Source organism: Paractinoplanes brasiliensis (assembly GCF_004362215.1).
GTDB classification, from domain to species: Bacteria; Actinomycetota; Actinomycetes; order Mycobacteriales; family Micromonosporaceae; genus Actinoplanes; species Actinoplanes brasiliensis.
In genome coordinates this window covers 227,544-252,360 of sequence record NZ_SNWR01000001.1, presented here as the reverse complement: position 1 = coordinate 252,360, position 24,817 = coordinate 227,544, and the positions used below count along the sequence as shown (strand labels likewise).

Annotated in this window: 22 protein-coding genes and 1 pseudogene; 6 read left to right on the top strand and 17 right to left on the bottom strand. The window is 70.2% G+C overall.

Annotated features, from left to right (window positions below):
- The first annotated feature begins 34 nt into the window (after positions 1-34).
- The 4 genes and pseudogenes from C8E87_RS00970 to C8E87_RS00960 all read left to right on the top strand — a co-directional run bounded on the left by C8E87_RS00970 (position 35) and on the right by C8E87_RS00960 (position 6,998).
- A complete protein-coding gene (locus tag C8E87_RS00970) occupies positions 35-1,876 on the top strand; it encodes a DUF1996 domain-containing protein (RefSeq protein WP_133871309.1) in 1,842 nt (613 codons plus the stop codon).
- A 117-nt stretch (positions 1,877-1,993) separates the two neighbouring features.
- Positions 1,994-4,249 (top strand): annotated as a pseudogene (locus C8E87_RS45125) (glycoside hydrolase family 2 TIM barrel-domain containing protein); the annotation flags it as partial.
- 197 nt (positions 4,250-4,446) lie between these two features.
- Positions 4,447-6,417 carry a beta-galactosidase small subunit-related protein gene (locus C8E87_RS45120; protein ID WP_341771753.1) on the top strand — a complete coding sequence of 657 codons (1,971 nt, stop codon included), beginning with the start codon at positions 4,447-4,449 and terminating at the stop codon, positions 6,415-6,417.
- A 113-nt stretch (positions 6,418-6,530) separates the two neighbouring features.
- Positions 6,531-6,998: a hypothetical protein gene (locus tag C8E87_RS00960; protein WP_133871308.1), complete on the top strand. Its 468-nt coding sequence runs from the start codon at positions 6,531-6,533 to the stop codon at positions 6,996-6,998.
- Here the strand turns inward: C8E87_RS00960 and C8E87_RS00955 are convergent.
- From C8E87_RS00955 to C8E87_RS00900, 12 genes are all read right to left on the bottom strand, one after another.
- A complete protein-coding gene (locus C8E87_RS00955; protein WP_133871307.1) occupies positions 6,978-8,243 on the bottom strand; it encodes a serpin family protein in 1,266 nt (421 codons plus the stop codon). The genes C8E87_RS00960 and C8E87_RS00955 overlap by 21 nt on opposite strands.
- Positions 8,244-8,294: 51 nt before the next feature.
- Complete coding sequence (fabG, locus tag C8E87_RS00950; RefSeq protein ID WP_133871306.1) at positions 8,295-9,032, bottom strand: 3-oxoacyl-ACP reductase FabG; 738 nt, start codon at positions 9,030-9,032, stop codon at positions 8,295-8,297.
- A 25-nt stretch (positions 9,033-9,057) separates the two neighbouring features.
- Positions 9,058-9,738: a TetR/AcrR family transcriptional regulator gene (locus C8E87_RS00945; protein WP_133871305.1), complete on the bottom strand. Its 681-nt coding sequence runs from the start codon at positions 9,736-9,738 to the stop codon at positions 9,058-9,060.
- Positions 9,735-10,817, bottom strand: coding sequence for a branched-chain amino acid ABC transporter permease (locus tag C8E87_RS00940; protein ID WP_166661009.1), 1,083 nt, complete (start codon positions 10,815-10,817; stop codon positions 9,735-9,737). The genes C8E87_RS00945 and C8E87_RS00940 overlap by 4 nt, the downstream gene beginning before the upstream one ends.
- Positions 10,814-11,686, bottom strand: a complete 873-nt coding sequence (locus C8E87_RS00935) for a branched-chain amino acid ABC transporter permease (RefSeq protein WP_133871304.1) — start codon at positions 11,684-11,686, stop codon at positions 10,814-10,816. Before C8E87_RS00935 ends, C8E87_RS00940 begins: the two co-directional genes overlap by 4 nt.
- Positions 11,683-12,933, bottom strand: a complete 1,251-nt coding sequence (locus C8E87_RS00930) for an ABC transporter substrate-binding protein (RefSeq protein WP_133871303.1) — start codon at positions 12,931-12,933, stop codon at positions 11,683-11,685. The genes C8E87_RS00935 and C8E87_RS00930 overlap by 4 nt, the downstream gene beginning before the upstream one ends.
- Positions 12,934-12,952: 19 nt before the next feature.
- On the bottom strand, positions 12,953-13,645 hold the full coding sequence (locus tag C8E87_RS00925; RefSeq protein WP_133871302.1) for an ABC transporter ATP-binding protein: 693 nt from the start codon (positions 13,643-13,645) through the stop codon (positions 12,953-12,955).
- Entirely contained in the window at positions 13,638-14,399 is a 762-nt protein-coding gene (locus C8E87_RS00920; RefSeq protein ID WP_239080629.1) for an ABC transporter ATP-binding protein, read from the bottom strand. The genes C8E87_RS00925 and C8E87_RS00920 overlap by 8 nt, the downstream gene beginning before the upstream one ends.
- Positions 14,396-16,027 (bottom strand): tannase/feruloyl esterase family alpha/beta hydrolase, encoded by a 1,632-nt coding sequence (locus tag C8E87_RS00915; RefSeq protein WP_203720965.1) that lies wholly within the window; start codon positions 16,025-16,027, stop codon positions 14,396-14,398. Before C8E87_RS00915 ends, C8E87_RS00920 begins: the two co-directional genes overlap by 4 nt.
- A 379-nt stretch (positions 16,028-16,406) precedes the next feature.
- Complete coding sequence (locus C8E87_RS00910; RefSeq protein ID WP_133871301.1) at positions 16,407-18,023, bottom strand: amino acid adenylation domain-containing protein; 1,617 nt, start codon at positions 18,021-18,023, stop codon at positions 16,407-16,409.
- Positions 18,020-18,223, bottom strand: a complete 204-nt coding sequence (locus tag C8E87_RS00905; protein ID WP_133871300.1) for a hypothetical protein — start codon at positions 18,221-18,223, stop codon at positions 18,020-18,022. The genes C8E87_RS00910 and C8E87_RS00905 overlap by 4 nt, the downstream gene beginning before the upstream one ends.
- A 111-nt stretch (positions 18,224-18,334) precedes the next feature.
- Complete coding sequence (locus C8E87_RS00900; RefSeq protein WP_239080630.1) at positions 18,335-19,354, bottom strand: alcohol dehydrogenase catalytic domain-containing protein; 1,020 nt, start codon at positions 19,352-19,354, stop codon at positions 18,335-18,337.
- 202 nt (positions 19,355-19,556) lie between these two features.
- On the opposite strand from C8E87_RS00900, the gene C8E87_RS00895 reads away from it, so the two are divergent.
- On the top strand, positions 19,557-20,450 hold the full coding sequence (locus C8E87_RS00895; protein ID WP_133871299.1) for a LysR family transcriptional regulator: 894 nt from the start codon (positions 19,557-19,559) through the stop codon (positions 20,448-20,450).
- A gap of 72 nt (positions 20,451-20,522) precedes the next feature.
- On the opposite strand, the gene C8E87_RS00890 is transcribed toward C8E87_RS00895, so the two are convergent.
- From C8E87_RS00890 to C8E87_RS00870, 5 genes are all read right to left on the bottom strand, one after another.
- Positions 20,523-20,954 carry a hypothetical protein gene (locus tag C8E87_RS00890; RefSeq protein WP_133871298.1) on the bottom strand — a complete coding sequence of 144 codons (432 nt, stop codon included), beginning with the start codon at positions 20,952-20,954 and terminating at the stop codon, positions 20,523-20,525.
- Positions 20,944-21,663: a hypothetical protein gene (locus C8E87_RS00885; RefSeq protein WP_133871297.1), complete on the bottom strand. Its 720-nt coding sequence runs from the start codon at positions 21,661-21,663 to the stop codon at positions 20,944-20,946. The genes C8E87_RS00890 and C8E87_RS00885 overlap by 11 nt, the downstream gene beginning before the upstream one ends.
- A complete protein-coding gene (locus tag C8E87_RS00880) occupies positions 21,656-21,973 on the bottom strand; it encodes a hypothetical protein (protein ID WP_133871296.1) in 318 nt (105 codons plus the stop codon). The genes C8E87_RS00885 and C8E87_RS00880 overlap by 8 nt, the downstream gene beginning before the upstream one ends.
- Before the next feature lie 54 nt (positions 21,974-22,027).
- Entirely contained in the window at positions 22,028-22,783 is a 756-nt protein-coding gene (locus C8E87_RS00875; RefSeq protein ID WP_133871295.1) for a YbaB/EbfC family nucleoid-associated protein, read from the bottom strand.
- A gap of 135 nt (positions 22,784-22,918) precedes the next feature.
- The gene (locus C8E87_RS00870; RefSeq protein WP_133871294.1) at positions 22,919-23,506 is read right to left on the bottom strand and encodes a CGNR zinc finger domain-containing protein; all 588 of its coding nucleotides are present in this window, start codon (positions 23,504-23,506) and stop codon (positions 22,919-22,921) included.
- Between the two features lie 77 nt (positions 23,507-23,583).
- On the opposite strand from C8E87_RS00870, the gene C8E87_RS00865 reads away from it, so the two are divergent.
- Positions 23,584-24,765 carry an MFS transporter gene (locus tag C8E87_RS00865; protein WP_133871293.1) on the top strand — a complete coding sequence of 394 codons (1,182 nt, stop codon included), beginning with the start codon at positions 23,584-23,586 and terminating at the stop codon, positions 24,763-24,765.
- The last annotated feature ends 52 nt before the right edge of the window (positions 24,766-24,817 follow it).

Here is a 24,817-nt window from a genome sequence, read left to right as displayed (position 1 = left end):
CCACTTATTGACGTTCTTTGATGGGAGCAAGCTCATGAAGGCTCGGTATCGGCGGCCGGCGCCGAAAAGATCGACAACGGTACGGATTCTCGCGGCGAGCACGGCTCTGGCCGCGACCGGGGTGCTGACCGCCACCTTTGTGTCCGGCGGCGGCAACGGCACCGCGGACGCGGCCACCAGTCTCTCGCAGTTCGTGCCCATCGAGCGGGTGGCGGCCAACGTTGTCGTGCCGCGGCCGGGTCCCGGCGCCGCCCGTGGCCGGTTCATCGTGAACTGCGGGACGAACGGCAACGGCAAGTTCAGCCCCGACAACCCGGTGGCTCAGCCCGGCATCAAGAACGGCGCCGAGCACCTCCACGATTTCGTCGGCAACCTGGCCATCACCGCGAACTCGTCCGACGCCGACCTCGAGGCGTCGGGCACCACCTGCCGCAACGGGGACAAATCCTCCTACTTCTGGCCGGTGGTACGCATCGACCGTACGGTGCACTCCGGCGACACGTCGGTCCAGCAGGCACTTGCCGCCACGTCCGGAACAGTGGTCTGCCCGTCGGTCCGGGACCGGCTGCCGGCTGTCCCCGCTGCCGCCAAGGCGAACGTCGACCGGTTGCTGGCCGATCTGGACCAGTTGACTGTGACGGCGGGCCGGCGTGTGCTGGCGTCGCGCGGGGCGAACGTCCGGCTCAACAACGACGTGCTGCAGGGGCTACGGATCCGCCGGGCGGCCGTGCTGACGGAGATCGGCGACAGCATTCGCGCGGCCGGTGGCCGACGGCCCGCCGGCGCAGTGTCGTTGACGGAGTGCGACGTCAGCTACGACGGGCTCCACGCCATGATGGGCGGCAGCCACACGGCTTCCGCCAAGACCGGATCGGCCAACCCGGTGGTGCGGTGCCCAGGTGTCCGGGACAAACTGCCGGGCGTGCCGCGGCAGGCACTGGACGAGGTCGACCGGAACCTCGCCGAACTGGACCGGCAGATCTCGGAGGCCAACGAGCGGCTGGTCACGACCCGTGGGCAGGGCGGGCCCGGCTTCGTGGACAACGCCGTCCTCGGCCCGCTGAAGGCCAAGCGGAGCGCAGTTCTCGACCGGATCGCGATCGCGATCGGCCGCACCGGTCAGCGACCACCGGACCTGAGCCCGTTCGCCGGCTGCACCACCGACGGGGCAAGCCACAACGGCGGCGGTCAGAACGGCGGCGGTCAGAGCGGCGGCGGTCAGGACGGCGGCGGTCAGAACGGCGGCGGTCAGGACGGCGGCGGTCAGGACGGCGGCGGCACGCCCGGACCGAGCGGCGGCGCGCTGCCCGACCCGCAAGGAGCCAACCTCGAACTGCCCAACAACACCGGCGGCATCGTCCGCCCGGCCAAGGTGCTGATCGAGTACCGCGGGAACGCGACGAGCAAGGTCGTGCCCATGCCGAAGTTCCTGCGCGCGCTGACCGGCGACGCCAAACCCACCAGCCGCGGCCCGGCCAACGCCCGCGCCACCTGGACCTGTTCCGGCTTCGGCGACCGTCTCTCCGACAAGTACCCCGTGTGCCCCCCGAACAGTCGGGTGCAGCGGGTGCAGGACTTCCCCGGATGCTGGGACGGCAAGAACACCGACAGTGAGAACCACCGCAAGCACCTGGCGTTCGCCGACAAGAACACCGGTGCGTGCCCGCAGGGCTTCGTCGCCGTTCCCCAGCTGCGGATCACCATCTCGTACGACATCCCCCGGGACGTCCAGCTCAAGGGCCAGTACGCACTCGACTCCTTCCCGGAGGAGAACCACAACCCGTTCTCCGACCACAACGACTTCGTCAACGTCAACTCCGCCGGGACGATGCAGCGCATCGCAACCTGCATCAACAAGGGGAAAAACTGCGTCTGACCGCTGCGCCCGCCGTGCCGTCAGCCCGTTCGGCACGGCGGGGGCGACACGGGCGGCCGGGCGTTGACACACGTCTCAGGAATTGATTGGCTTCGATGGCCTGACGGAGGAGTGCCGATGTCGTGGTTGTCGAGTGCTGCCCTTGCCCTGATCCTCGCCGTGCCCGGCCCTGTCCCCGCGGCCGCGGCTGCGCCGGTGGGGGAGGGGCCGCAGACCGTCGAGGACGTCTATCGGTATCTGGAAGATCCGGAGCTGACCGCTGAGGGGCAGGAGGAGCCGCACGCCGACCTGCGGCCCTACCCGGACGCGCGGACGGCGGCGGCGGACGTGACGCGGCACGAGCTGCCCAACCCGTACGCCCGGAGTTTGAACGGTTCGTGGCAGTTGAAGATCTTCGATCGGCCGGACGACGTGCCGGCCGGCTTCCGGGCGGGCGGGGCCGCCACCCAGGGCTGGCCCACCGCCGGCGTGCCGCACACCTGGCAGTCGGACTTCCTCGACCACCCGATGTTCCGCAACATCCCGTCCGACATCTCACCGGACGACCCGCCCCGGGTGCCGCGCGACGTCAACCCCACCGGGGCGTACGTGAAGACCTTCGACCTGCCGGCGGACTGGGCCGGCGGCCGGGTGTTCCTGCGCTTCGAGGGCGTGACCAGCAACTACCTGGTCTGGGTCAACGGCGCCTACACGGGGTACGACCAGGGCGGCTACACCCCGGCGGAGTTCGACGTCACCGACCGGCTGCGTCCTGGGCGCAACACGATCGCCGTCCAGGTGCACCGGTGGGGCAGCGGGGCGTACCTCGAGGACGTCGACCAGTGGCGGTACTCCGGCATCTTCCGCGACGTGTGGCTGTACCGGACGAACCAGGCGCGGCTGCGGGACGCGTACATCACGACGGACCTCGACGCGGACCACCGCGACGCCACCCTGCGCGTCGCCGTCGACCGGGTGGGCGGGACACGCACCAGGGGAACGCTGCTGGACGCCGAAGGCCGCACCGTGGCCACCATGACCGGCGACAGCACCCTCACCGCGGCGATCGAGAACCCGGCGAAGTGGTCCGCCGAGGAACCCCACCTCTACACGCTCGTCCTGCAACTGCTGGACGACCACGGCAAGGCGGTGCACACCACCGCGCAACCGGTCGGGTTCCGCGAGATCGAGGTGCGCGACCGGCAGATCCTGGTCAACGGCGAACGGATCCTCGTCAAGGGCACCAACCGCGCCGAGACCGACCCGGACACCGGCCGGCACGTGACGCGCCAGGCCCAGCGCGACGACGTGGCCCTGATGAAGCGGCTGCACCTCAACGCCGTCCGCACGTCGCACTACCCCAGCGACCCGTACTTCTACGACCTGGCCGACCGGCACGGCTGTGGGTCGCCGACGAGGTCGACATCGAGACGCACAGCCACGAGAACTGCCCGTCGAACTGCCTCGCGGACCGTCCCGAGTGGCAGGCCGCGTTCGCCGACCGGTTCCGGGCGATGGTCGAGCGGGACAAGAACCATCCCAGCGTCATCTTCTGGGACACCGGCAACGAGGCCGGTCTCGGCGCCGCGCACCACGCCATGGCGTCCTGGGCCGACGCCAACGAGCCGACCCGGCTGCTGTACCACCAGTCGAACAACCCGGACGGGGACGCGCCGTACGCCGACGTCGACGGACCGCGCTATCCGACCCCGGCCCGTCTCGAGAGCCGGGTGCAGCGCAGCGCCAAGCCGGTGGTCATGGGCGAGTACGCCCACGCGATGGGCAACGGCCTCGGCAACTTCGACCAGTTCTGGGCGCTGGCCCGCAAGCATCCGCAGCTGCAGGGCGGCTTCATCTGGGACTGGGCGGAACAGAACCTGCGCCAGCCCCTCGTCCTCACCCCCGACTCGGCCGGCGGGATCCAGGCCTTCCTCGTCGGCAAACCGGGGGTCGTGCCGGGCCGGCGGGGAAAGGCCGTGGAGCTGTCCAGCCTGGACGACTTCGTGGACGTCTTCCGGGACAGGCGGCTCGACCTGACCGGGCCGCTGACGCTCGACGCGTGGGTCCGGCCGGGCGCGTGGGCGGGCAGTTTCCCGATCCTCACCAAGGGCCAGGCGTACGGGATCCAGATGCGCGACGAGGACACCCTCGAGTTCCGCATCGGCGGGTCGACGGCGGCCGCGGACGTGCCCGCCGGTTGGTACGGCGGCTCGTGGCACCGGGTGACCGGGGTCTACGACGGCGCCGCGCTGCGGTTGCTGATCGACGGGGCCGAGATGGCGGCCACCCCGCGTACGGGCGCTGTCGACCCGGGGTTGTTCGAGATCAACCTGGGCCGTAACGCCGAGACCCAGCAGGACAACGACCTGGGCAGCAGACGGACCGGCCGCGGCCTGATCGACGACGCCCGCGTCTACTCGCGAGCGCTCACCGCCGCCGAGCTGGCCGCCGACCCGGCCGGTCAGGCGGTGCTGGCCCTGGACTTCGACAGCTTCCAGCGCCGCGGCGACTTCCTCAGCCTCGGCATCAGCCTGTCCGGCACCGACGGGCTGGTCGGCTCCGACCGCTACGTCCAGCCGGAGACCGCCGAAATGGCGTGGGCGCAGGCCCCGGTCCGCTTCACCCGCACCGGCACGAAGGTGCGCGCCCACAACGAACAACAGGCCGGCGCCCTCGACGTGACCCTGCGCTGGTCGCTGAAGGAACAGGACCGGACCCTGCGCAGCGGCAGCCGGAAGGTCCGGCTGGCGCCCGGCGCCACGGTCGAGTTCGACACCGGCGCGCCGCCCGCCAACCCGTACGACCGGGAACGGTTCCTGACCGTGTCGGCGGCCAAGGGCGACTGGGTGCTCGGTCACGACCAGTACGCCGTGGGCGGCCACGCCGTGCCCGGCATCCGGCCCGTTCCGGTGCCCGGCGCGCCCGGCCTGGAAGCCGACGGGAACCGGCTCACCGTGTCGGGCAAGGACTTCGCGTACCGCTTCGACAACGGCGCCCTGGCGTCGATGCGGGCCGGCGGACGCGAGCTGCTGCACGGCGGCCCGGCCCTCGACGTGTACCGGCCGCCGACGAGCAACGAGACGTACGACTGGGGCACCGACGACCGCCGCATCTGGCACAACCTGGGGCTCGACGACCTCGCCACCACGGTCACCGGCGTCACCAGCCGGCGCGAGGCCCACGCCGTGATCGTCCGGGTGACGAGCACCGTGGCCGGCAAGGGCGTGTCGTTCGCGCAGACCATGACCTACCGCATCGACAAGCGGGGCACGGTCACCCTCGGGCACGAGGTGGTTCCCGACGCGCGCGCGGCCGCCCTGCCGTACCTGCCGCGGGTCGGCGTCGCCCTGAAGCTTCCGGACACCCTGCGGAAATTCGCCTGGTACGGCCGTGGACCGCGGGAGAACTACAACGACCGGCGGAGCGGCGCCCCGATGGGGGTCTACCGCAGCACGGTCGACGACCAGTACGTGCGGTACTCGCGTCCGCAGGCGTACGGCAACCACCACGACACGCGCTGGGCGGCCCTGACCGACGGCCGCTCCGGGCTCCTCGTCGGCGGCATGTCCGACGTCAGCGTCACCGCCTGGGACGACCTCGACCGCGCCGAGTACGACCACCAGCTGCCGCTGGTCCGCAACCGCGGCTGGGTCACCCTGCACGCTTCGGCGGGGGAGACGGGGATGGGTGAGACCCCGAACTCGGTGCTCGCGCCGTTCCGCCTCTCGCCGACGGCCACCTACCGTCACGAGCTGGTCCTGCGGCCGTTGACCGCCGCGGAGGCCCGTACGGGCGGTGTGCCCGACTCGAACGTGCCGGCGCCGTGCCCGCCCGGGGTTGCCGTCGCCGTCGACGACGCCGCGGTCAGCGTCGAGGTCACCTCGCGCTGCGCCGCCGGACTGGACGATGCGACGGTACGGCTGGCCGCCCCGGAAGGCTGGACGGTGACCCCCTCGGTGGTCGAGCTCGGCGTCGTCACCGGCACCGGGACTGCGGCCTTCACGGTGACCGCGCCGGCGGGAACCGATGTCGGCACGCATCACCTGACGGCGACCGTGGACACCGGCGGGGTGTTCCCCACGTCGACGACGGCCACGGCCGTGGTGAAGACACCGCTGCTGCCCGGCTACCGGTGGCTCAGCGACGGCGCGTTCACCGCCGTGACAAACGGCTGGGGCCCGGTCGAGAAGGACCTCAGCAACGGTGAACAGGCGGCCGGTGACGGAGGCACTCTGACCGTGGCCGGCGTCGAGTACGAGAAGGGGCTGGGCGTCCACGCCCTGTCGGCCGTCGACGTGCCGCTCGACGGCTCCTGCACCCGGTTCCGGGCGGACGCGGGCGTCGACGACGAAACCGGCAGCGGCGGCTCGGTGGTGTTCGAGGTCTGGCTCGACGGCGTCCGCACGGCGGTGTCGCCCACACTCACCGGCGCCGGGCCGGCCCACCGCTTCGACGTGGACGTGACGGGCGCCCGTACGCTGCGGCTTCAGGTCACCGACGCCGGCGACGGCAACGGCAACGACCACGCCGACTGGGCCGCCGCCCGCCTGGCCTGTTCCTGAGACCCCCGTACCGGCTGGCCGGTATCCGGTTTTGCAGTTGGCGGCAATGCGTGCCCGGCCCGAACGGACGAGCGTGGGGGACGAGCAAGTCCTTACGCAAAGGGGTGGGAGCAATGACCGATCAGGTGATGCGTGCCGGTTCGCGGGCGATGTGGCAGGACGTTTCCGTGGGGCAGCGGGTGCTGGCCGTGGTGACGGCGGCGTTGCTGGGGGTCGACGCCTTCGTGCACCTGCACGACGCCGCCCAGTACGACCAGTTCCGCTCGTCCGTGATGAGCGAGGGCGACGTGTTCCGCATTCAGGGAGTCGTCGCGATCGTGGTGGCGCTGGCGCTGCTGATCTGGCCGCGCGTGCTCACCTGGATCGTGTCGCTGCTGGTGGCGGGCAGCGCGGCGGTGGCGGTGACGCTGTACACGTACGTGAACGTGGGTCAGCTGGGTCCGCTGCCCAACCTGTACGAGAACACGTGGAACGCCCCCGGCAAGGCCTTCTCGGCCGTCGCCGAAACCGTGGCCGCGCTGCTCGCCGTCGCCGGCCTGGTCATGGCTCTGCGGGCGCGTTCAGCCCGCCGCGGTCACTGAGGGGTCGTGGACCCGGCCGATGAACAGCGGCACGCCGCTCGACACGTCGTGGATGACGTACAGGAACGGCCGGTCCACAAAGAAGTCGGGCCCGCTCGGGATCGACGGCGGCCGGACGATCACGGCCGATGCCGCAGCCGCTTCGGCGCCCTTCTCGTCGACACCGATGAACGTCTCGTGCACCACGTCGTCGACCTTCAGGGACGGCTCGGCGCTCATGCCGGTGAGGTCGGCCCGCGAGGTGAACGCGGTCGGCATGCCCAGCTCGCTCAGCGTGGCGCGCAGCTGGACCGGCAGCCGGAACGTCCACTTGGGCAACCGCAACCGGATGTCGCGGATCCGGAAGTCGTGCAGGAGGGCGTCCAGCCACGCCTCGTCGAGCTGAGCTTCGACCGCGGCCAGCCCCGGCCCGGTGGGCAGGACGATCGCCATCGCGAGGCTGCCGTCGGCGAACGGCACGTCGACCGCGCGCCAGCCGCTTCCTTCGGAGTAGCCCATCCGCTCGAACGGCCCGCGCATCAGCTGCACGTCGACGACCTGGCCGTCATCGCGGGTGAACGGCGCGGCCGCCGTCGCCGAGACGGTGAACGGGTATCGCCACGGCGCCTTCAGATAGATCGTGTTCGTGAGGATCAGCGTGGTGTCGGGATTCACCGAGCCGTTCTGCAGCAGCTCGGGGATCCTCGAGTTGGTCCGGTCCGACACCCAGGTGTTGATCTCTTGGCGGGTTTCCTCCGTCGCGCCGCGGAAGTCGACCGGATGGGCCGCGGCGCCGTAGTACCCCGTCAGGACGTCCTGGAAGGCCGGCCGCAGATCGAGGTCGAGCCGCGTCCACAGGGCGTTGGCGGTGGTGAGCTTGGGCGTCTTGGTGCCGTCGCCGTTCTGGTATCGGCCGACCAGCAGCTGATCAACGGCGTTCAGCCCGTTGTCGAGCGCGGCCGGGCGCGGCTGCGGCGCGTGCAGCACCGTGTCCATCTCGTCGGCCGTGACGCCCGCGGCGCCGGCCCGGGTCATCGCCAACGCGACAGCGACCGAGTACGGGGCGCAGACAACGTTGCCGTCACCGGCCGCCGCCGCCAGCGAGCGATACAGATCGACGGTGAAGCCCCGGACGGCTCGCGCGGCGGCCGGCGCCGCAGCCGCATCGGGCGGCACACGCACGGCTTGCCGGCGCGACGGAACGGGGACGGCGAGGCCGGCCAGGGCGAGCGGGGCAGCCTGCAGGAGGGACCGACGCGAGACCATGAAGCGACGGTAAAACGACCGCCCAAGATTTACAACCATCAATGTCTTGCGTCAGATCGATATGCCTCCGTCCACGGGCAGGACGACCCCGGTGATGTAGCCGGCCTCCTCGGAGGCCAGGAAGGCGGTGGAGGCCGCTATCTCGCTGGGGGCGGCGAAGCGGCCGAGCGGGATGGCGGCCTCGAGTTCCCGGCGTTTCTCCTCGGGGATCGAGCTGATCATTCGCGTCTCGGCGTTGGGGGAGATGGCGTTCACGGTGACCCCGAACGCCGCGAGCTCCTTCGCCGCGGTCTTGGTGAAGCCGATGATGCCGGCCTTGGCCGAGCCGTAGTTCGCCTGCCCGATGTTGCCGCGCAGACCCGTGTACGACGTCACGTTGATGACCCGGCCGTAACGCTGCCGCCGGAACACCGGGACCGCGGCCCGGGTCAGCCGGAACGTGCCACCCAGGTGAACGTCCATCACCTGCGACCAGTCCTCGTCGGACATTTTCCAGAGCCGGCGGTCCCGGAGGATGCCGGCGTTGTTGACGACGATGTCGAGCCGGCCGGAAGCCGTGACCACCCTGTCCACCAGGGCCTCGACGGCCTCGGTGCTGGTGACGTCGCAGGCGGCGCCGGCCGCGCCGAGCTCACCGGCCGCCAGCGCGACCTCGTCGGCGTCCGCGTCGACCAGGAACACCGTCGCCCCGGAGCGGTGGAACAGGCGGGCGAACTCGAGCCCGAGCCCGCGCGCCGCCCCGGTCACGACCACGGTTCTTCCCGCGAAATCCAACGTCAGGTTCGGCATTTCCGCTCCTTCTCGACCGCGACGGTCAGGGCAGTTCCTCCGCGGCGTCCTTCAACGTGGTGAGCACGCGGCGGGTCTGCGGCGTGTCGGGGAGCACCGCGAGCAGCAGCGGAGCAGCCGAGAACGCCGCCTGGTGAACCATCATGCGGCGCACCCACTCCATGCCCGCCGCGAGTTCGGCCTCAGGGTCTGTCGTGCCGCCCTCGCGCACCCAGTTGCCCAGCGCCGACCGGTGGATCCCGTCGATGAGGGCGGCCAGGGCCATCGGCTGGAACGGCGGCGCGTCGGGCGGAAGGTGATCACGCAGGTACGACCGGGTCAGCGCCACGTACCGCTCGTGTTCGACGACCTCCCGTTTGCGCAGCTCGGGCACGATGCGGGTCAGTTTGTAGCGCCGGAGGACGAGTTCCGGCCGGCTGAGGAACTCCCGCAGCGACTCCTCGGTGGCCGCGATGACGGCCTCCACCGGGTCCGTGCCCGGCGGCGCCGCGGTGAGGCACCGCTCGACCAGCCCGAGGCGCTCGGTGTGGTCGGGAAAGACCAGCTCGTCCTTGCTTTCGAAGTGCCGGAACACCGTACGGCGGGACACGCTGGACGCCTCGGCGACGGCTTCGACCGTGACGTTCGCGTACCCCTCCGTCAGGAACAGGGCCATCGCCGTTTCCGAGATCCGGTACTTGGTGTCGAGAATCCTCCGCGAAGTCACCGACCGGTGCCCTCTCCTGACGTCGTACGGCGCGAACTGCGGTCCGGCGAACTGTAACTCCGCAGAGCGCGGCGTGCCGCCACACGTCGCCGCCGGACATCCCACTGCTGGCGGACGGTTCCCCAGATTCCGCGGCGGAACAGCAGCACCACGAGGATGAAGACCGAACCGGTGATCAGGTCGATGCCGCTGAAGCCGGAGGAGGCGAGGTAATCGGCGAGCATCACGGTCAGGAAGGCGCCCACGATGCCGCCCCACAGCGTGCCGATGCCACCGAGAACCGTCATCAGCACGACGTCACCGGAGGTGGTCCAGTGCAGTTCGGTCAGCGCGACGAATCCGTGGTTGATGGCGAACACGCCGCCGGCCAGTCCGGTCAGCCCGGCGGAGAGCACGAAGGCGAGTGCCTTGTACCGGTCGGTCTCGTAGCCGAGCGCCCGGGCGCGCGGCGCGTTGTCGCGGATCGACACCAGGACCCGTCCGAACGGCGAGTGCACGATCCGCCACGCCGCCCACATGCCGAACAGCAGGATCGGCAGGGCCGCGTAGTAGAAGTAGAACGACTCCGTCTCGATCAGCTCGATGCCGAAGAACGACCGGGGTACGCCCTGCAGTCCGTTCTCGCCGCCCGTCAGGTCGCTCCACTGATAGCCGATGAAGTAGACCATCTGCGCGAAGGCGAGGGTGACCATCGCGAAGTAGATCCCGGAGCGGCGCACCGACACGTACCCGATGGGAAGCGCGAGAATCATCGCGAAGACCGCGCCGCCGGCGACGGCCACCGGGAACGGCACGCCGTAGTGCGTGGCGATCAGGCCGGTCACGTACGCCGAACTGCCCCAGAACGCCGCGTGCCCGAACGAGAGCAGGCCGGTGAAGCCGAGCAGGATGTCCAGCGCGATCGCGAACAGCGCCAGCGCCACGATGTCCATCGCGACCGGCGGATAGATGAACCAGGGCAGCGCCAACGCCGCGACCAGGCCGATGGCCAGCAAGATCCACCGCACCCGCGGATTCCGCGCGGCCACGGGGACATCGGCCCCCGCCGGCGGGGCCTCGGCAATGACCGAGTTGGTCACGTTGTCGCCTCCTGACGTCCGAACAACCCCGCCGGCCTGACCACGATGACCAGGGCCATGAGGACGAAGATGAGGATCTGCGCGAACGTGGGGGCGTACGCCTGGCCGAACGCCTCGACCAGGCCGACCAGGAAGCCCGCGACCACCGCGCCGACGATCGAGCCGAGACCGCCGATGACCACGACCGCGAACAGGATGATCGCGAAGTTGTTGCCCATGTCGGCGGTGATCGCCCGGAACGGCGCGGCGAGCACCCCGGCCAGCCCGGCGAGCGCGACACCGAAGCCGAAGACCGGCGTCACCCAGCGGCCCACGTTGATGCCCAGGGCCCGCGCGAGCTCGGGTTTCTCGGTCGCCGCCCGCACGATCATGCCGATCCGGGTACGCGTCATCATCAGCCAGACGAGCACACACACCGCGACCGAGAACAGCAGGACGAACAGCTGGTAGCGCGGCAGCACCACGCCGGCCACGTCGAGGCGTCCCTGCAGCCCGCCCGGCAGCTGGTACGGCAGCCCGGAGACCCCGTACCGCTGCTTGACCAGCTCGACCAGGACCAGCGTGAGGCCGAAGGTGAGCAGCAGGTTGTAGAGCGGGTCGAGCTGGAGCAGCCACTGCACGAGCAGCCGCTCCACCACGACGCCGAACCCGAACATCAGCACCGGCACCACCAGCAGCGACCACCACAGCGTGAGGTCGAGGGTGTCGAGCAGCACCGCCGTGGCCACCGCGCCCAGCATGTAGAAGGCGCCGTGCGCGAAGTTGACCACGCCGAGGACCCCGAAGATCACCGCCAGCCCGAGCGCCGCCAAGGCGTAGAAGCTTCCCGCCGCGAGCCCCTGTACGGCGTACTGAAGGACCGCGCTCATGGTTTCATCGAGCAGCCGGACGCCTCGGCGGGCGCGAACCCCTCGGACGCCGGAATCTTCGTCACGATCTCCTCGTAGTCCCAGGGCTCCTTCACGTCGGCCGGCTTCTTGACGCGGGCCAGGTTGGCGTCGTGCACGACGGAGTGGTCGGCGGCCCGGATCTCGCCGTTGCGCAGGAAGACGTCGTTGACCTTCTTGCCCTCGAGGTTCGCGATCACCTTGTCGGCGTCGTCGGTGCCGACCGCCTGCACCGCCTCGAGGTACTGCAGCGCGGCGGAGTAGTTGCCGGCGTGCTCGAAACTCGGGCGGACCCCGGTCTCGGTCATGAACTTGTCGGCCCAGGCGCGTGCCTCGGCGTCCTGGTTCCAGTACCAGGGGTCGGTGAACAGCGTGCCGGCGAACTGCTCCACACCCAGGGAGTGAATGTCGTTGATGAGCATCAGCCCGACGGCCAGCTCGACGCCCTTCTCCTTCAGCCCCGACTCGTTGAACTGCTTGACCAGGTTGATCAGGTCACCGCCGGCGTGCATCGTGCCGATCACGTCGGGGTTGCTGCTGCCGGCCTTGGTGAGGAACGTCGCGAAGTTCTCGTTGGGGAACGGCGTCGGGATCGTCTCGCCGACCGTGCCGCCCGCCTTGGTGATCGCGTCGGTGAACGACTTGGTCATGTTCTGCCCGAACTCGTAGTCGGGGTAGATGATCGTCCACTTCTTGCCGCCGTCGCGGGTCACCGTCGTGCCGGTGGCGTTGGCGAGCAGGTACGTGTTGTACGCCCACTGGAACGTGTACTTGTTGCACTGAGCGCCGGTCAGCGCGGTGGTCGCCGCGCTCACGTCGAGGAACAGCTTCTTGTGGTTCTTCGCCTGGTTCGCGACGGCCAGGGCGGCCGACGAGGTGGGCACGTCCAGGATGACGTCCGCGCCGCCACGCTCGTACAGCTCGGAGGCCTTGGTGTTGGCGATGTCCGGCTTGTTCTGATGGTCGGTCGAGGTCACCTCGATGTTCTTGACGACCGCCTTGTCGCCGTACTTCGCCTGGAAGTCGGCAACGGCCATCTTCACGGCCTTGACCGAGTTCGGCCCCGACGCGTCCTTGTAGACGCCGGACTGGTCGTTGAGCACCGCCAGCACCAGCTTGTCGCCCGTGAAATCGCCGCCCGAGCTTCCGGGTCCTCCGCCGCCGCAGGCGCTCAGCAGCAGTGTCATCGTCAGGGCCGACGCGCCGGCCCACTTCCGCTTGCTCTCCATGGTGTTTCCCCCCTCCTCGTCAAATGCCGAGGTGTTTGAGCAGGTCGCCCTCGCGGCGCCGGAACTCGTCGTTGTCGAGGGTCTCGACGATGCGGCCCTGGCTGAGCAGGTAGTGCCGGTCGGCCACGGTGGCGGCGAACTTGACGTTCTGTTCGATCAGCAGCACGCCGGCGCCGGTGGCCTTGATCTCGCGGATGATCGCCCCGATCCGGGCCACGACGACCGGGGCCAGGCCTTCGGAGGGCTCGTCCATGAGCAGCAGACGGGCGCCTGTTCGCAGCACCCGGGCGATGGCCAGCATCTGCTGCTCCCCGCCGGAGAGCGTGGTGCCGGGCGCCTTGCGACGCTCCGCGAGCATGGGAAAGGCGTCGTACACCTGCGGCAGCGTCCAGGCCCGGTCGGAGACCTTGGGCGGCAGCAGCAGATTCTCCTCCACCGTGAGACTGGCGTAGATGCCGCGGTCGTCCTGGACCCAGCCCATGCCGGCTCGGGCCCGCCGATGCGCCGGCATGCCGGTGATGTCGCGCCCGTGCAGGCGTACGGCGCCTCCGGCTTGCCCGTGCAGACCGATCAGGCACCGCACCAGCGTCGTCTTGCCGGCGCCGTTACGACCGGCCAGCGAGACGACCTCACCCTCGTCGACGCGGACGTCCACCCCGTGCAGCGCCTGCGCCTGGCCGTACCACGCCGTCAACCCGGTGACCTCAAGCATGCTCGGCCTCGCCCAGGTACGCGGTGATCACCCGTTCGTCGTTGCGGACCTCGTCGTAGGCGCCCTCGACCAGGATCTTGCCCTGCTGCAGCACTGTCACCCGGTCGGCCAGGCTGCCGACGACGTGCATGTTGTGGTCGACGAACACCACGGTGCGACCGGACGCGAGGCGGCGGACCAGTTCGATGGTGCGGTCCACGTCCTCGATGCCCATCCCGGCCGTCGGCTCGTCGAGGAGCATCACCGGCGGGTCCAGAGCGAGCACCAGCGCCAGTTCCAGCGCGCGTTTTTGCCCGTACGCGAGAAGCCCGGCCTGCTTGTCCGCCAGCGCCTCCAAGCCCACCTGGGCGAGAAGCTCGTCCACACGTGCCCGATTCCGGCCGAGCAGCTTGTCCGACCGCCAGAACCGGAACCCCTGCCGGCTGTGCCCCTGCAGCGCGAGCTCCACGTGCTCGCGGCTGGTCAGGGTGTCGAACAGGCTGGTGATCTGGAACGAGCGGGCCACACCCCGGCGGGCGACCCGTTCGGGCGGCAGACCGGTGACGTCCTCGTCGAACACCGTGATCGTCCCGGTTGTCGGGGCCAGGAAGCCGGTCAGCAGGTTGAACAACGTGGTCTTGCCGGCGCCGTTCGGGCCGACCAGCGCGTGCACGCTGCCCTCACGTACCTCCAGATCCACTGTGTCGACCGCCCGGAAACCCCGGAAGACCTTGGTCAACGCGCGGGTGCGGATCGCCACCTGGCCGCCCTTCACGCCGCCCCCTTGACGCACACGAAGCTCTGGGCTGACGCGGGGTCACCGGAGCGGTATTTCGGCCAGCCCGGGTATTCGCAGAGCGGACGGGTCCGTCCGTCCCGGTAGTCCTGCACCACCGGGCGGGCCGGCGGTTGCCCGTCCTGCACCCAGCGTTCCAGGGCGGAGAGCGAGTCCCAGGTGGCGGCGAACGCGGGTGCGCCGAAGTTGGCGTGATTCGCTCCCGGCGCCACGTAGTAGCGCAGGAACGCGTCGGTCTGCCGGGCGCCGACCGTGGCCACCACGCGCCGGTAGTAGTCGTTGGTGGCTCGGTGCGAGACCAGCTCGTCGGCGGAGCCGTGCATCAGGATCAGCCGCCCGCCGGCCCGCGCGAACGGCCGCAGGTCCACATTGTTGCGGTCCTGGATCGTGGAGAGGTAACTGATCCGGGGGAGCCACTTCCCGGGGTGCCGCGGGTCCACGTCCAGGGAGTTGTAGCCGGGGTCGCGGGTCAGGAAGTGCTTCACCCACTGGTCCCAGTACTGGAACCCGTACGCGCTGGTGGCCGGCATGGGGTTGGCGGGCGCGGTGGTGCCGAAGCCGAGGTAGAAGGTCCGCATGTCGGCGCCGGACAGCAACGGGAATCCCGGGTACTGCTTCTCGCCGCTCGCGATTCGGTACGGCCAGCGGAACGGTGTGGACGCGGCCGTCACCGCGGCGATCTGCGCGTCGGAGAGGCAGGCCGGCCCGGTGTCGGCGCCGTCCGGGCAGCGGATCGACCGGGGGTCGAAGTGGCAGCCCTCGACGTTCGAGATGACCCTGTCCTGGACACCGTCGCGCCCGTCGCAGGCCGCCATGACGCTTTCGTAGAGCACGGCCTGCTTGGCGGGCTCGGGGAAGGCGCCCGGCCGGGACATCACGCGGGCCAGGTGCCCGAGCTGAAGGATCTCGGCCATGTTGTTCCAGGCGGGGTAGGCCGAGATGACGCCGTCGAAGGCGCTCGGCCACCGCTGGGCGACGATCAGGGCCTCGCGGCCGCCGGTCGAGCCGCCCGCGAAATACGTCCGGCCGGGTCCGGCGCCGTAGCCACGACGGACGAGGTACAGGGCGGCGTCGTGGGTCTTCCTGAGGGCGTCACCGGCGGCGAAGTTCCGCAGGGCCTCGTCGTTGCGGCCGAAGGAGCCGTCCAGCGACGCGGTGGGCCCGGCCTGGTGACCGGAATCGCTGCCGTAGGTCGCGTAGCCGCGTGCCAGGGGAGCAGGCGAGTCGGGCCGGCCGAACGGCACGTTCTGGCCGACGTCGGGAATGGTGCCGTTGTATCCGCCGCCGCCGAACATCATCGTGCTGCGGTTCCAGTCGACGGGCAGGGCGAGCTGCAGCCGGATGTCCGGCGCGGACAGGTCCTTGGGCGACAGCGACGCGCCGACGCTGCAGTACATGACGGTGCGGCCGCTCACCACCCGGGTCACCAGGGAGGCGGACTCGACCCGGCCGCCGCGGGTCGGCAGGCTGATCGCCGCCGCCGGAATCGTCGTCCCCGTCAGCTCCGCGCATCTCGGCGTCGTGCTCCCCGAGGCCGCGGCCGGGCTCGGCCCGAAAATCACGGTCGTAGTTACCAGTGCGGTCGCGAGTGCCAGCATTCGACTCATTTGCGGACCTCCAGAAGAGCACGCTGTGCCGCCAATGCATCGATACACGGCACTGAGTGCCATTGACTGTGCCATGGGTCACATTCGACTCGCAAGGGAAACGCCGAGGAAATGTCCACACAGGGCTATTGATCTTGAGCGATGCGTTGCTGAGGCTCAGCGGGCGTCGAAGCGTTGCCGCAGCGTCTGTTTCGACCACTTGCCGGTGCGGTCTTGGGGTTGCCGGGTCATCGCCACCGGCGCGCCGGCCCGGGTCAGCAACTACCTCAAGGCCGGCAACGTCTCCCCACGACCGTACGTTCGACGGCCTCGTCGTCCCGGAAGGCATGGTCGCGCTGCTCGTCGCCGACCGCGAGCAGCAGGATTCCCGTGGCGACCTTCATGAGCGGGCGTCCCAGCTGACCTCGCGCGGGCCGTCGAACCGGGCCTCCGTCACCGAGATCCGCACCTCCATACGCACCAGGGCTCCGCAGGCCGGGCAGGCGCCGGTCAGCGTGACCGCGTACCCGTCCTCGAACTCGCGGATGCGGTCCTCGTCGCGATACTTCCACTCGGGCCGGCCCTGCAACCGCGCTGACATGCCGCAGTCCGGGCACGACACGTGCAGCACCACGTCGATCGGATCGAGGTGCGGGGCGACGGCGGCCGACCCGTACAGCCGGAGGACGACGGTGCGGCCCCTGGTGAAACGCACACGCAACCGGTCGGGACCTTCGGTCAGCAGGCGGCTCAGTGGTCGCGGCGGCAGCGGGTCCAGGCCGGCGCGGATCTGCCGAGCTGTGAACAGGTGGGCCAGGCGCAGCAGATCCTCGCCGAGATCGACGGAGAGGGCGCGCCGCAGGTCGCCGTCGACGGCCGCGTGCAGCAACTCGGCGGCCGGCCCGGTGCCGAACCAGTCGTGCTCGGTGATCCATTGCGCGGCGGTGTGGTCGTCCGGAGCCGCCAGCCACGCGGACAGGCCCTCCGATTCCACGACGCCGTCCGCCCAGCCCAGGACGGCGTGGAGCAGCCGACCTTGCTGCACCGCGTCCAGGCCGTCCGCCGGGTCTTCGAGGGGATGTTGCACCCTCTGCGGCAGCCGGTCCAGAACACCGAGCAGGTTGCTGTTCGTCGCGCTGCGGCGCAGACGTTGGAGCGGCTCCAGCAGTTCGGGCGCGTACTCGAAAAGGTGGGGGAACTCGGTCAGGGCGGCCAGGTGCGCCTCGTCCTCGAAGACCAGGATCCGGGAGGCGACCGCCGCCACGACCCCGGGATTGTCGATCAGGCGCAGGCGCTGGGCCGCCGTACGCCCCACCCAGCCGTCGTCGGCGAGGTAGCCGAGGAGCGACCGGAACACGTCGTCGGTCAAGGGCTGCTTGACCAGCGCCTGCACGTAGAGCTCCCGGACCTTGGGCACCGTCTCGGCACGCGCGGCGGCGATGAACGCCGGCGTGCCCTGCCACTGCGCCTTGCGCACCGCCGCTGCCCGAACGTCAGCGTCGACGTCGGTCAGCGCCCGCTGCGCGTCCTCCGGGTCGAACCACGAGCGCCCGCGCAGCGCCTCCAGCCGGACGAGCGGCGAGGGGTCGGCGAGGAAACGGTGGTTGAACTCCACGGACCGATTGACGGGGTGGACCGCGTGCAGCGCCCGCAGACGAAGCCGCTCCTCGCTGCTCGCCTCCAGCTCGCGGCGCATCGGTTCGGCGTCAGGCCCGAGGAACTGCAGCAACCGCCCGACACGCGTGTCGTCCTCCGCCAGATCAACGACGGCCCTCCTGATCCGCGGCTCGTCCAGCGCGTGCCGCCGTACCACCGAGACCAGGGCGTTCGCCGCGGCGTCGCTCACGGCGTCCCACCGCTCGGCGATGCCACCCGTCACCTGCACCTCGGTGTCGTCGTGCAACGCCAGGTCGAGCAGCTTGCCCACGACCTCGGGCCCACCGTCGGACCCGGACGCCCAGATGGCCATCAGCCGGGTCAGGTCATCCGGGTCGTCCAGACCGTCGACGTTGGTCACAACTGCGGCACCACCCGCAGCACGTCACCGGTCACGGTGTCGATGACCACGAGGAGCCCACCGCCGCGGGCGTATCGCGGGTCGCTCAGCAACACCTCCGCCTCGGCCTCCCGAACCTCCACCGCGGCGTCCCGCAACGACACACGACGAAGCTCGGCCGCAGTGGCCCGCGCAATGGCGATCAGCTCGTCATTCGTCACGGGCCCAGCCTAGTGGCGGGTCCGTTTCAGCCGGCAAGTCACGGCGTAGGTCAGAGCGGCCAGGAAAGACCTCTCGAATCTGCGCCGAAGCCATCGCATGTGTACGGCCGTTCAGTAGGTGACGACGGCCTTGAAGCGGACGTCGCCGGAGACGACCCGGTCGTACGCCTCCGCCACGTTGTCCTTCGTGAAGACCTCGATCCGCGGCTTCACCTCGCCGCGGGCTACGTAACCGAGGGCCTCCTCCAGGTATTCGTAGCCGTTGTGGGCCGAACCGATGATCTGGTGGCTGTTCGAGACGAGCGACAGCGCGGGCACGAACATGTCGTCGAACGCGATGCCCATCATCACCACCTTGCCCCACGGTTTCAGGCCGGCCATGGCGTCGTTCACCACGCCGTGGTGGCTGGCGGTATGCATGATCAGGTCGGCGCCGCCGGCGTCGCGCAGCGCCGTGCCGTCCGGGACGACCAGGTCGGCGCCGAGTTCGCGGGCGATCTGCTGCTTGTCCGGCGAGTGGGTGATCGCGGTGACGTGGTATCCGGCGGCCTTGGCGTACTGGATCGCCAGGTGGCCCAGCCCGCCGATGCCGACGACGGTCACCCGGGCGTTGGGCTTCAGATCCGCGCGTCGCAGCGCCGCCCACACCGTGAACCCGGCGCACAAGGTCGGGGCTGCGTCCTCGTACGAGATGCCGTCGGGCAACCGGACAGTGCCGGCGGCGTCCACGGCGATGTAGTCGGCGTGCGCACCGTCCACGGTGACGCCGGTCAGGATCGGGGCGGCGCAGTTGGCGGCCGTCACGAAGCTTTTCGGGTGCTCCTCGCGGCAGAATTCGCAGCGGCCGCAGCCCTTCTGCACCATCGGCATGCCGACCCGGTCGCCCACCGCGCGTGTGGTGACGCCGGCTCCGACCGCGACCACCTCGCCGACCCCCTCATGACCGAGAACGAGGGGGAATTGCCGGTACGACAATTTGTTCTGCGCCATCCAGAGGTCGGTGCCGCAAATTCCGCAGGCGTGGACCCGGACGAGAATCTGCCCCGGGGCGGCCTCCGGAATGGGGCGCGTCTGCATTTCCCAAACGGCGTCGGGCTTGGTGACCACCGCTGCTTGCATCTGGCCGGACATGGTCGGACTCCCATCGTTTCCAGGATCGGGTTTGCGACTGTTTCCACTGCTGCTCGCCGATCCGGTTCACGCTCGCTCGGCGGGCCGGTGGGGCCGCCCCGTGATCGCCAGGCTATGAGCGGCCTCGAGCGCACGTCCAAGACCCGTTCCGTATCCGCTTCATGCCCGAAAAGCATGTTGTGCGGCTCGGTAAAATCTGCCCATGCCGGATCTGGATCTGCGGCTGGTGCGGTACTTCACCGTCGTCGCCGAGCATCAGCACATCGGCCGGGCGGCCGCCGAGTTGCACATCGCGCAGCCGTCGCTGAGCCGTCAGATCCAACGCCTCGAGGAGCAGCTCGGTGTCCGGCTGTTCGACCGCAACGCCCACGGCAGCCGGCTCACCGCCGCCGGACGTGCTTTCGTCGCCCAGGCGAACGAATTGCTGGGGGCGGCCCGCCAAGCCGTGACAACCGTCCGCGCCGCCGCGGCCTCAGGAACCGTCACCGTCGGGTACGCGCCCGGTTTCATCATCACTCCCGCGGTCCGCGACCTGCGCGAGCGATTCCCCGACGCCGAGATCCACACCCGGTATCTGACCCCGGACGACGCCCGTTCCCTGGCGGAACACCGGGTGGACGTGGTGGTGGCGTGGCAGCCGTTCGCCTTCCCGATCGAGGGCTGCGACATCACGGTGCTCTACGACGATCCGCGGGTGCTCGTCGTGCCGGTCACCCACCGGCTGGCCGGGCGGGCGTCGGTCACCCTGGACGACTTCGCCGAGGAACCCATGGTGAACTTCGCCATTCCCGGCGCCTCCGCGGAATGGCTGGCTTTCTGGTGGCCCGAACGCCCCGGCGGCGGCCGGCTCCTCGCCGGCCCAGCTGTGCACACCGTCCAGGACAAGTTCGAGCTGGTCGCGAGCGGCGAGGCCGTAACCATCCACCCCCGCGGCGACCAGCACATCCTCATCCGCCCCGACCTGACAACGATTCCGATCGACGGCATCCCACCGTGTCAGGCCGTGACGCTGACGCGCCCGGGCGAGGACAACAAGCTGGTGGAGGAGTTCCAGAAGTCAGCCCTCGCCCACCTCCCCGACCCGCCGGCCGGCTAGGACCGACCAGTCCCGGGTCGCGACACCGCCGCCGGCGTTCACCCCGCACCTGCTGCGGCGGGGGTGAGGCGATTATCGGTGGCGGGTGCGGCGGGCTGCGACGGCTGTCACCCACAGTGCGATCAGGGCGTCGAAGAGCGCGACGAGGGCACCGGTGGTTTCCAGCAGGCCGGCGAGCGCTGAACCGCCGATCTGGATCGCGATGACGGCGAGGGCCACGACGACCGCCGCGGTGCGGAGGCCGGCCAGGGCGGTTGCCAGACGGGTGGCGCCCTGGCTGTGGCGGGCGAGACCGATCGCCGCGGTGAGCAGGATCAGGGCGCCGACGGCGGCGGACACGCCGAGCAGGGTGAACGTTGCGGCTTCGGAGCCGGTGAGGTTGTCGCGCCGGTAGGCGTTCCAGATCAGCAGGCCGAGCAGGGCCAGGCCGGCGTCGGCGAGGGCCATGAGTCCGGTCAGCGCTGACAGTGCCGAGTTGCCGCGGCGGGCGGGGTTACTGGACATCGGTGGCCGCCGGGGGCCAGTGGCCTCGGTGGAATCCGGAGTTGTCGGCGAGTTTCTGCCGCAGGGTGGAGTTGGCGGCCGCGCAGACGGATTTGAGGACCTCGGCTCCGGCGATTATGGAGGCGGAGGCGACCAGAGCCGCGCCGGCGGCGATGAACGGCCCGGCGGGCAGGCCGGCGATGGTGGCGGCGGAGGCGAGGGCGCCGATGATGCCGCCGACCAGGGTGAGCAGGGCGACGACCAGTCCGGTCCAGAACACGATGATGCCCTTGGCGACGTCGCTGAGGGCGGCCGAGACGCCATCACTGAGCGTGGCTTTGACCTTGTCGAGGGCTGTTTTCTGCAGGGGCAGTGTTTGCCGGTACGCGTCGGCGGCGTCGCCGTCCCACTTGTCGTCCACGTTCAGCAGGCCGGCGTCGGCGGTCTGGACCTCGGCGGAGACCGGGCTGCCGACCCGGTCGCTCCACCCGTCGGCGGTTTCCCACAACGCCGACGGGGAGCCCATGTTCGTGGCGACCTCGCGGAAGTTGCTCCAGACGCGGTTGAGGTAGTCGCAGAACGTGTTCCAGCCCGAGACGACCTTGTCCCGCAGGAAACCGGGCAGCCAGCCGATCTTCGAGTTGATCGCGTTCTGCAGTTCGGTGGTCTTGCGGTCGATGCGCTCCACGACCGCGTTGATCTCGGCGAGCAGTGCGGCTTCGCTACTCACGGACGTCCCACACTCCCTTGAGCTGTGCTGCGGCGTTCTCGTCACTGACCTCGTACGCGGTGGCGACCTTGTCGAGCGCGGTGCTCAGGCCGGTGTAGACGGTGGTCGCCTCGCCGAGCAGCATGGCGGTCTTCTGCTGGATCTCGGCGTAGGTGCTGAGCAGACCCGTCGGCACGGCGGCCCAGGACAGCTCGGACTCGCCCAATGTCAGCGCGCCGGCTTCCTGCCCGGCCCGGTTGGTGACGCGGGCGACGTTGTCCCACAGTTCGGAGTCGTGGCGTAAGGCGTCGATCGCGGCTTTCACCGTCATCGGCGTGTCCCCCTCTCAGACGATCAGACGAAGCTCAAGACGAGCAGACGAAGCTCAGTCGGTCAGGCGCAGTCTTCGGGCCAGGCCGTACGGGTCCTGAGTGGCCCGCTGCGCCTCACCGAGCCCGCTGCCGGCGATCAGTTTCCGCACGCCCCGCTCGGCGACCTGTTCGTACGCTGCCCGGAAAGCGGCCGTGGTCTGCCGCCCGATGTTGATCTCGTGCGCGTCGCGGAGCCAGGACCGGTCGTAGCGGACAGCGGTCACCTCGCCGGCCCCCGTGACGGTGACGGTGACATGACGATCCGGGCTCTGGCCGCGATGCGTCGCGTTCAGCGTGTCGTCCAGCCCCTCGGACACCTCGTCGATCCCGCGTTCGATCGCCTGCACCAGCGCCAGCAGCTCGGTCAGCGCCGCCTGCCTGTCCTGCGGGGACATCTCGCCGGACGCGGCCTCCTGCAGCCGCCGCTGGAAGTCGAGGCGCTCGGCCAGGACATCCGGACCAGCCGAGCCGGTCGTGTCGCCGGAATCATCGCCGTAGGCGTCTCCCCACGCGGTGAACCGCTTGGTGGCCGCGTCCCGCGCCGCCTCGAGCACCGCGTCGGGCAAACCGTCGGCGCCCACCCGCCCCCGCCAGCCGGCGGCCACGGTCACACCCGCGACCCGGCCCTGCCCGTCCAACGTCACCCGCACCGAGGCAGTGCTGTCCGAACCCGGCTCGGCGCTCACCTCGTCCGCGGCCCGCGCACGGTTCGTGAGCGACTCGCCCTCCTCGACGAGGTGCGCGAATGCCTCCCATGGATCACGTGCCATCAAGAAATCCCCGTTTGCCTGGTGCGCTGACTCTCAGCAGTGCCGCTGAAACACCCGAGTGACCTTTTCAATCATCGGTGCCCGGCGCAACCCCGCGCATGCGAGGAGTCGTGGCGATCGCCGGCGCCGACCGGATCATTCCGCCCGCCTCGGATCCGGCGACGACCGTATGCGGCGGGTGGCGATGTAGCGGCGCATCTTGGCGTCGGTTCCGCAGTCCTGCATGCTGCACCAGCGGCGGCTGCGGTTCTTGGTCTCGTCGTAGAAGAGGAAGAGGCAACCCCCGCAGGCCTTGACGCGGGCCAGGTCGCGCAGGGTGAGCAGCTCGATCGCGGCGTGCACGACGGGTCTCAGGGGGCGGTCGGGCGAGTGGTCGTCACGCCATGACCAGGTGAACGTGTCCCCGCGCTCGAGTTGAGCGTGGGCGAGCGCCTCCGCCTCGTCGTCGCGCAGCCGGGTGAGCGCGGACGGGGCCGGCTCGGCGCCGGTGGCGACGGAACGGAACACCTCGTCGAGGTAGTCGCGGGTGTGCAGCGCTCGCGTGAAGGCCGCCTGGGCGCGGGGGCTCAGCTGTGCTGCCTCGGCTTCAGTGAGGGCGCCCGCGTAGAGGCCCCAGCTGATCAAGGACGGGTAGTCGGTCAGGACGTCGTCGTCGGGCCCGGAACGGGTGTTGACGAAGTCCAGCGCGAGGTTGCCGCCCACGAGACGCATCCGTGTTTCCATCAAAAGTCACTTTACCGGTTGACCGTGGTTGTGGCCAGCTTCTAGCGTTACCTGCATAACGCGTTTAGGAGGTAACGATGGTGGGATCACGGCGTGCGGTGGGCGCCCTCATGGGCCTGGCCGGTGGCACGTTCCTCTACACCACGGCCGAGGCGCTGCCGGTCGGGCTGCTGCTCCCGATCTCCGCCGACCTCGCTGTCCCGCCGTCGCGGGTCGGGTCGCTCGTCACCGCGTACGGGGCCGTGGTCATGCTTGCCTCGGTGCCGTTGACCGTTGCGGTGCGCCGGGTTCCGCGCAGGCTGCTGTTGTCGGCGTTGCTCGCCGGGTTCGTCCTGAGCAACCTGATCACGCTGGTCGCGGGCACGTTCACGCTGGTGATGACGGCCCGGATCGCGACCGCGGCCACGCATGCCCTGTTCTGGGCGGTGGTCGTGCCGGCGGCGGCGGAGTTGTTCCGGCCTGCCCTGCGCGGGCGGGTTGTCGCTGTCGTGTTCGCCGGTGGGACGATCGCGTTGGTTCTCGGCGTGCCCGCGGGCACCTGGCTGGGGGAGCGGGCGGGCTGGCGGACGGCCTTCCTGGCGGTCGCCGCTCTCGGCCTGGTGGTCTTCGGCATGGTCACCACGCTGCTGCCTTCGACACGTCCGGAGCAGGGGCACGCCGCGCGGGGGACAACACCTGACCTGCGGCGATACTGGCTGCTGGTCGGGGTGGCTGTCCTGACGACGGCCGGAGCCATCGCCGCCTACACCTACATCGCGCTGTTCGTCACCGAGGTCAGCGGGTTCGCGGCCTCGTCGATCGGGGTTGTCCTGCTGGCGCGGGGCATCGTCAGCGTCCTCGGTGTGCTCGCCGTCGGGCCGATGGTCGATCGCAGCCCCTGGACCACGCTGATCACGACGGTCGCGCTGCAGTTCGTGGCCCTGCTCGGCCTGTACGTGTTCGGTGCGCTGCCGGTTGTGGCGGTGGCCCTGATCGGGCTGGCGGGTCTCGCGTTCGCCGGCTTCACCGCGTCCCTCGGCGGCCTCGTCCTGCAGGTCGCGCCGGGTCGCTCGGACGTCGCCGCGGCCACACTCTCGGCCGCCGTCAACGTCGGCATCACAGCCGGCGCCTTCCTCGGCGGTCTCGCCCTGCCGGCCCGCGGCGTGCAGAGCACCGTGTTGATCGGCGTCCTGCTCGGCTTCGCCGCGCTGCTCCTGGCCCTCGGCGAACGGTTTCTCCCACGGCCACCCCTCGTCGCCGACCTCTCACTCGCACGCTGAGGGCGGCGCGGGCCAACCGAGTACGGGGGCGGGGATGACTCTGCCGGGAGGT

Bases quoted from the DNA above. Each gene is read 5' to 3' on its own strand.
- C8E87_RS00970 (WP_133871309.1), top strand. From the start codon at position 35: ATGAAGGCTCGGTATCGGCGGCCGGCGCCGAAAAGATCGACAACGGTA.
- C8E87_RS45120 (WP_341771753.1), top strand. From the start codon at position 4,447: ATGGCGTGGGCGCAGGCCCCGGTCCGCTTCACCCGCACCGGCACGAAG.
- C8E87_RS00960 (WP_133871308.1), top strand. From the start codon at position 6,531: ATGACCGATCAGGTGATGCGTGCCGGTTCGCGGGCGATGTGGCAGGAC.
- C8E87_RS00955 (WP_133871307.1), bottom strand. From the start codon at position 8,243: ATGGTCTCGCGTCGGTCCCTCCTGCAGGCTGCCCCGCTCGCCCTGGCC.
- fabG (WP_133871306.1), bottom strand. From the start codon at position 9,032: ATGCCGAACCTGACGTTGGATTTCGCGGGAAGAACCGTGGTCGTGACC.
- C8E87_RS00935 (WP_133871304.1), bottom strand. From the start codon at position 11,686: ATGAGCGCGGTCCTTCAGTACGCCGTACAGGGGCTCGCGGCGGGAAGC.
- C8E87_RS00930 (WP_133871303.1), bottom strand. From the start codon at position 12,933: ATGGAGAGCAAGCGGAAGTGGGCCGGCGCGTCGGCCCTGACGATGACA.
- C8E87_RS00925 (WP_133871302.1), bottom strand. From the start codon at position 13,645: ATGCTTGAGGTCACCGGGTTGACGGCGTGGTACGGCCAGGCGCAGGCG.
- C8E87_RS00915 (WP_203720965.1), bottom strand. From the start codon at position 16,027: ATGAGTCGAATGCTGGCACTCGCGACCGCACTGGTAACTACGACCGTG.
- C8E87_RS00900 (WP_239080630.1), bottom strand. From the start codon at position 19,354: ATGTCCGGCCAGATGCAAGCAGCGGTGGTCACCAAGCCCGACGCCGTT.
- C8E87_RS00895 (WP_133871299.1), top strand. From the start codon at position 19,557: ATGCCGGATCTGGATCTGCGGCTGGTGCGGTACTTCACCGTCGTCGCC.
- C8E87_RS00890 (WP_133871298.1), bottom strand. From the start codon at position 20,954: ATGTCCAGTAACCCCGCCCGCCGCGGCAACTCGGCACTGTCAGCGCTG.
- C8E87_RS00880 (WP_133871296.1), bottom strand. From the start codon at position 21,973: ATGACGGTGAAAGCCGCGATCGACGCCTTACGCCACGACTCCGAACTG.
- C8E87_RS00875 (WP_133871295.1), bottom strand. From the start codon at position 22,783: ATGGCACGTGATCCATGGGAGGCATTCGCGCACCTCGTCGAGGAGGGC.
- C8E87_RS00870 (WP_133871294.1), bottom strand. From the start codon at position 23,506: ATGGAAACACGGATGCGTCTCGTGGGCGGCAACCTCGCGCTGGACTTC.
- C8E87_RS00865 (WP_133871293.1), top strand. From the start codon at position 23,584: ATGGTGGGATCACGGCGTGCGGTGGGCGCCCTCATGGGCCTGGCCGGT.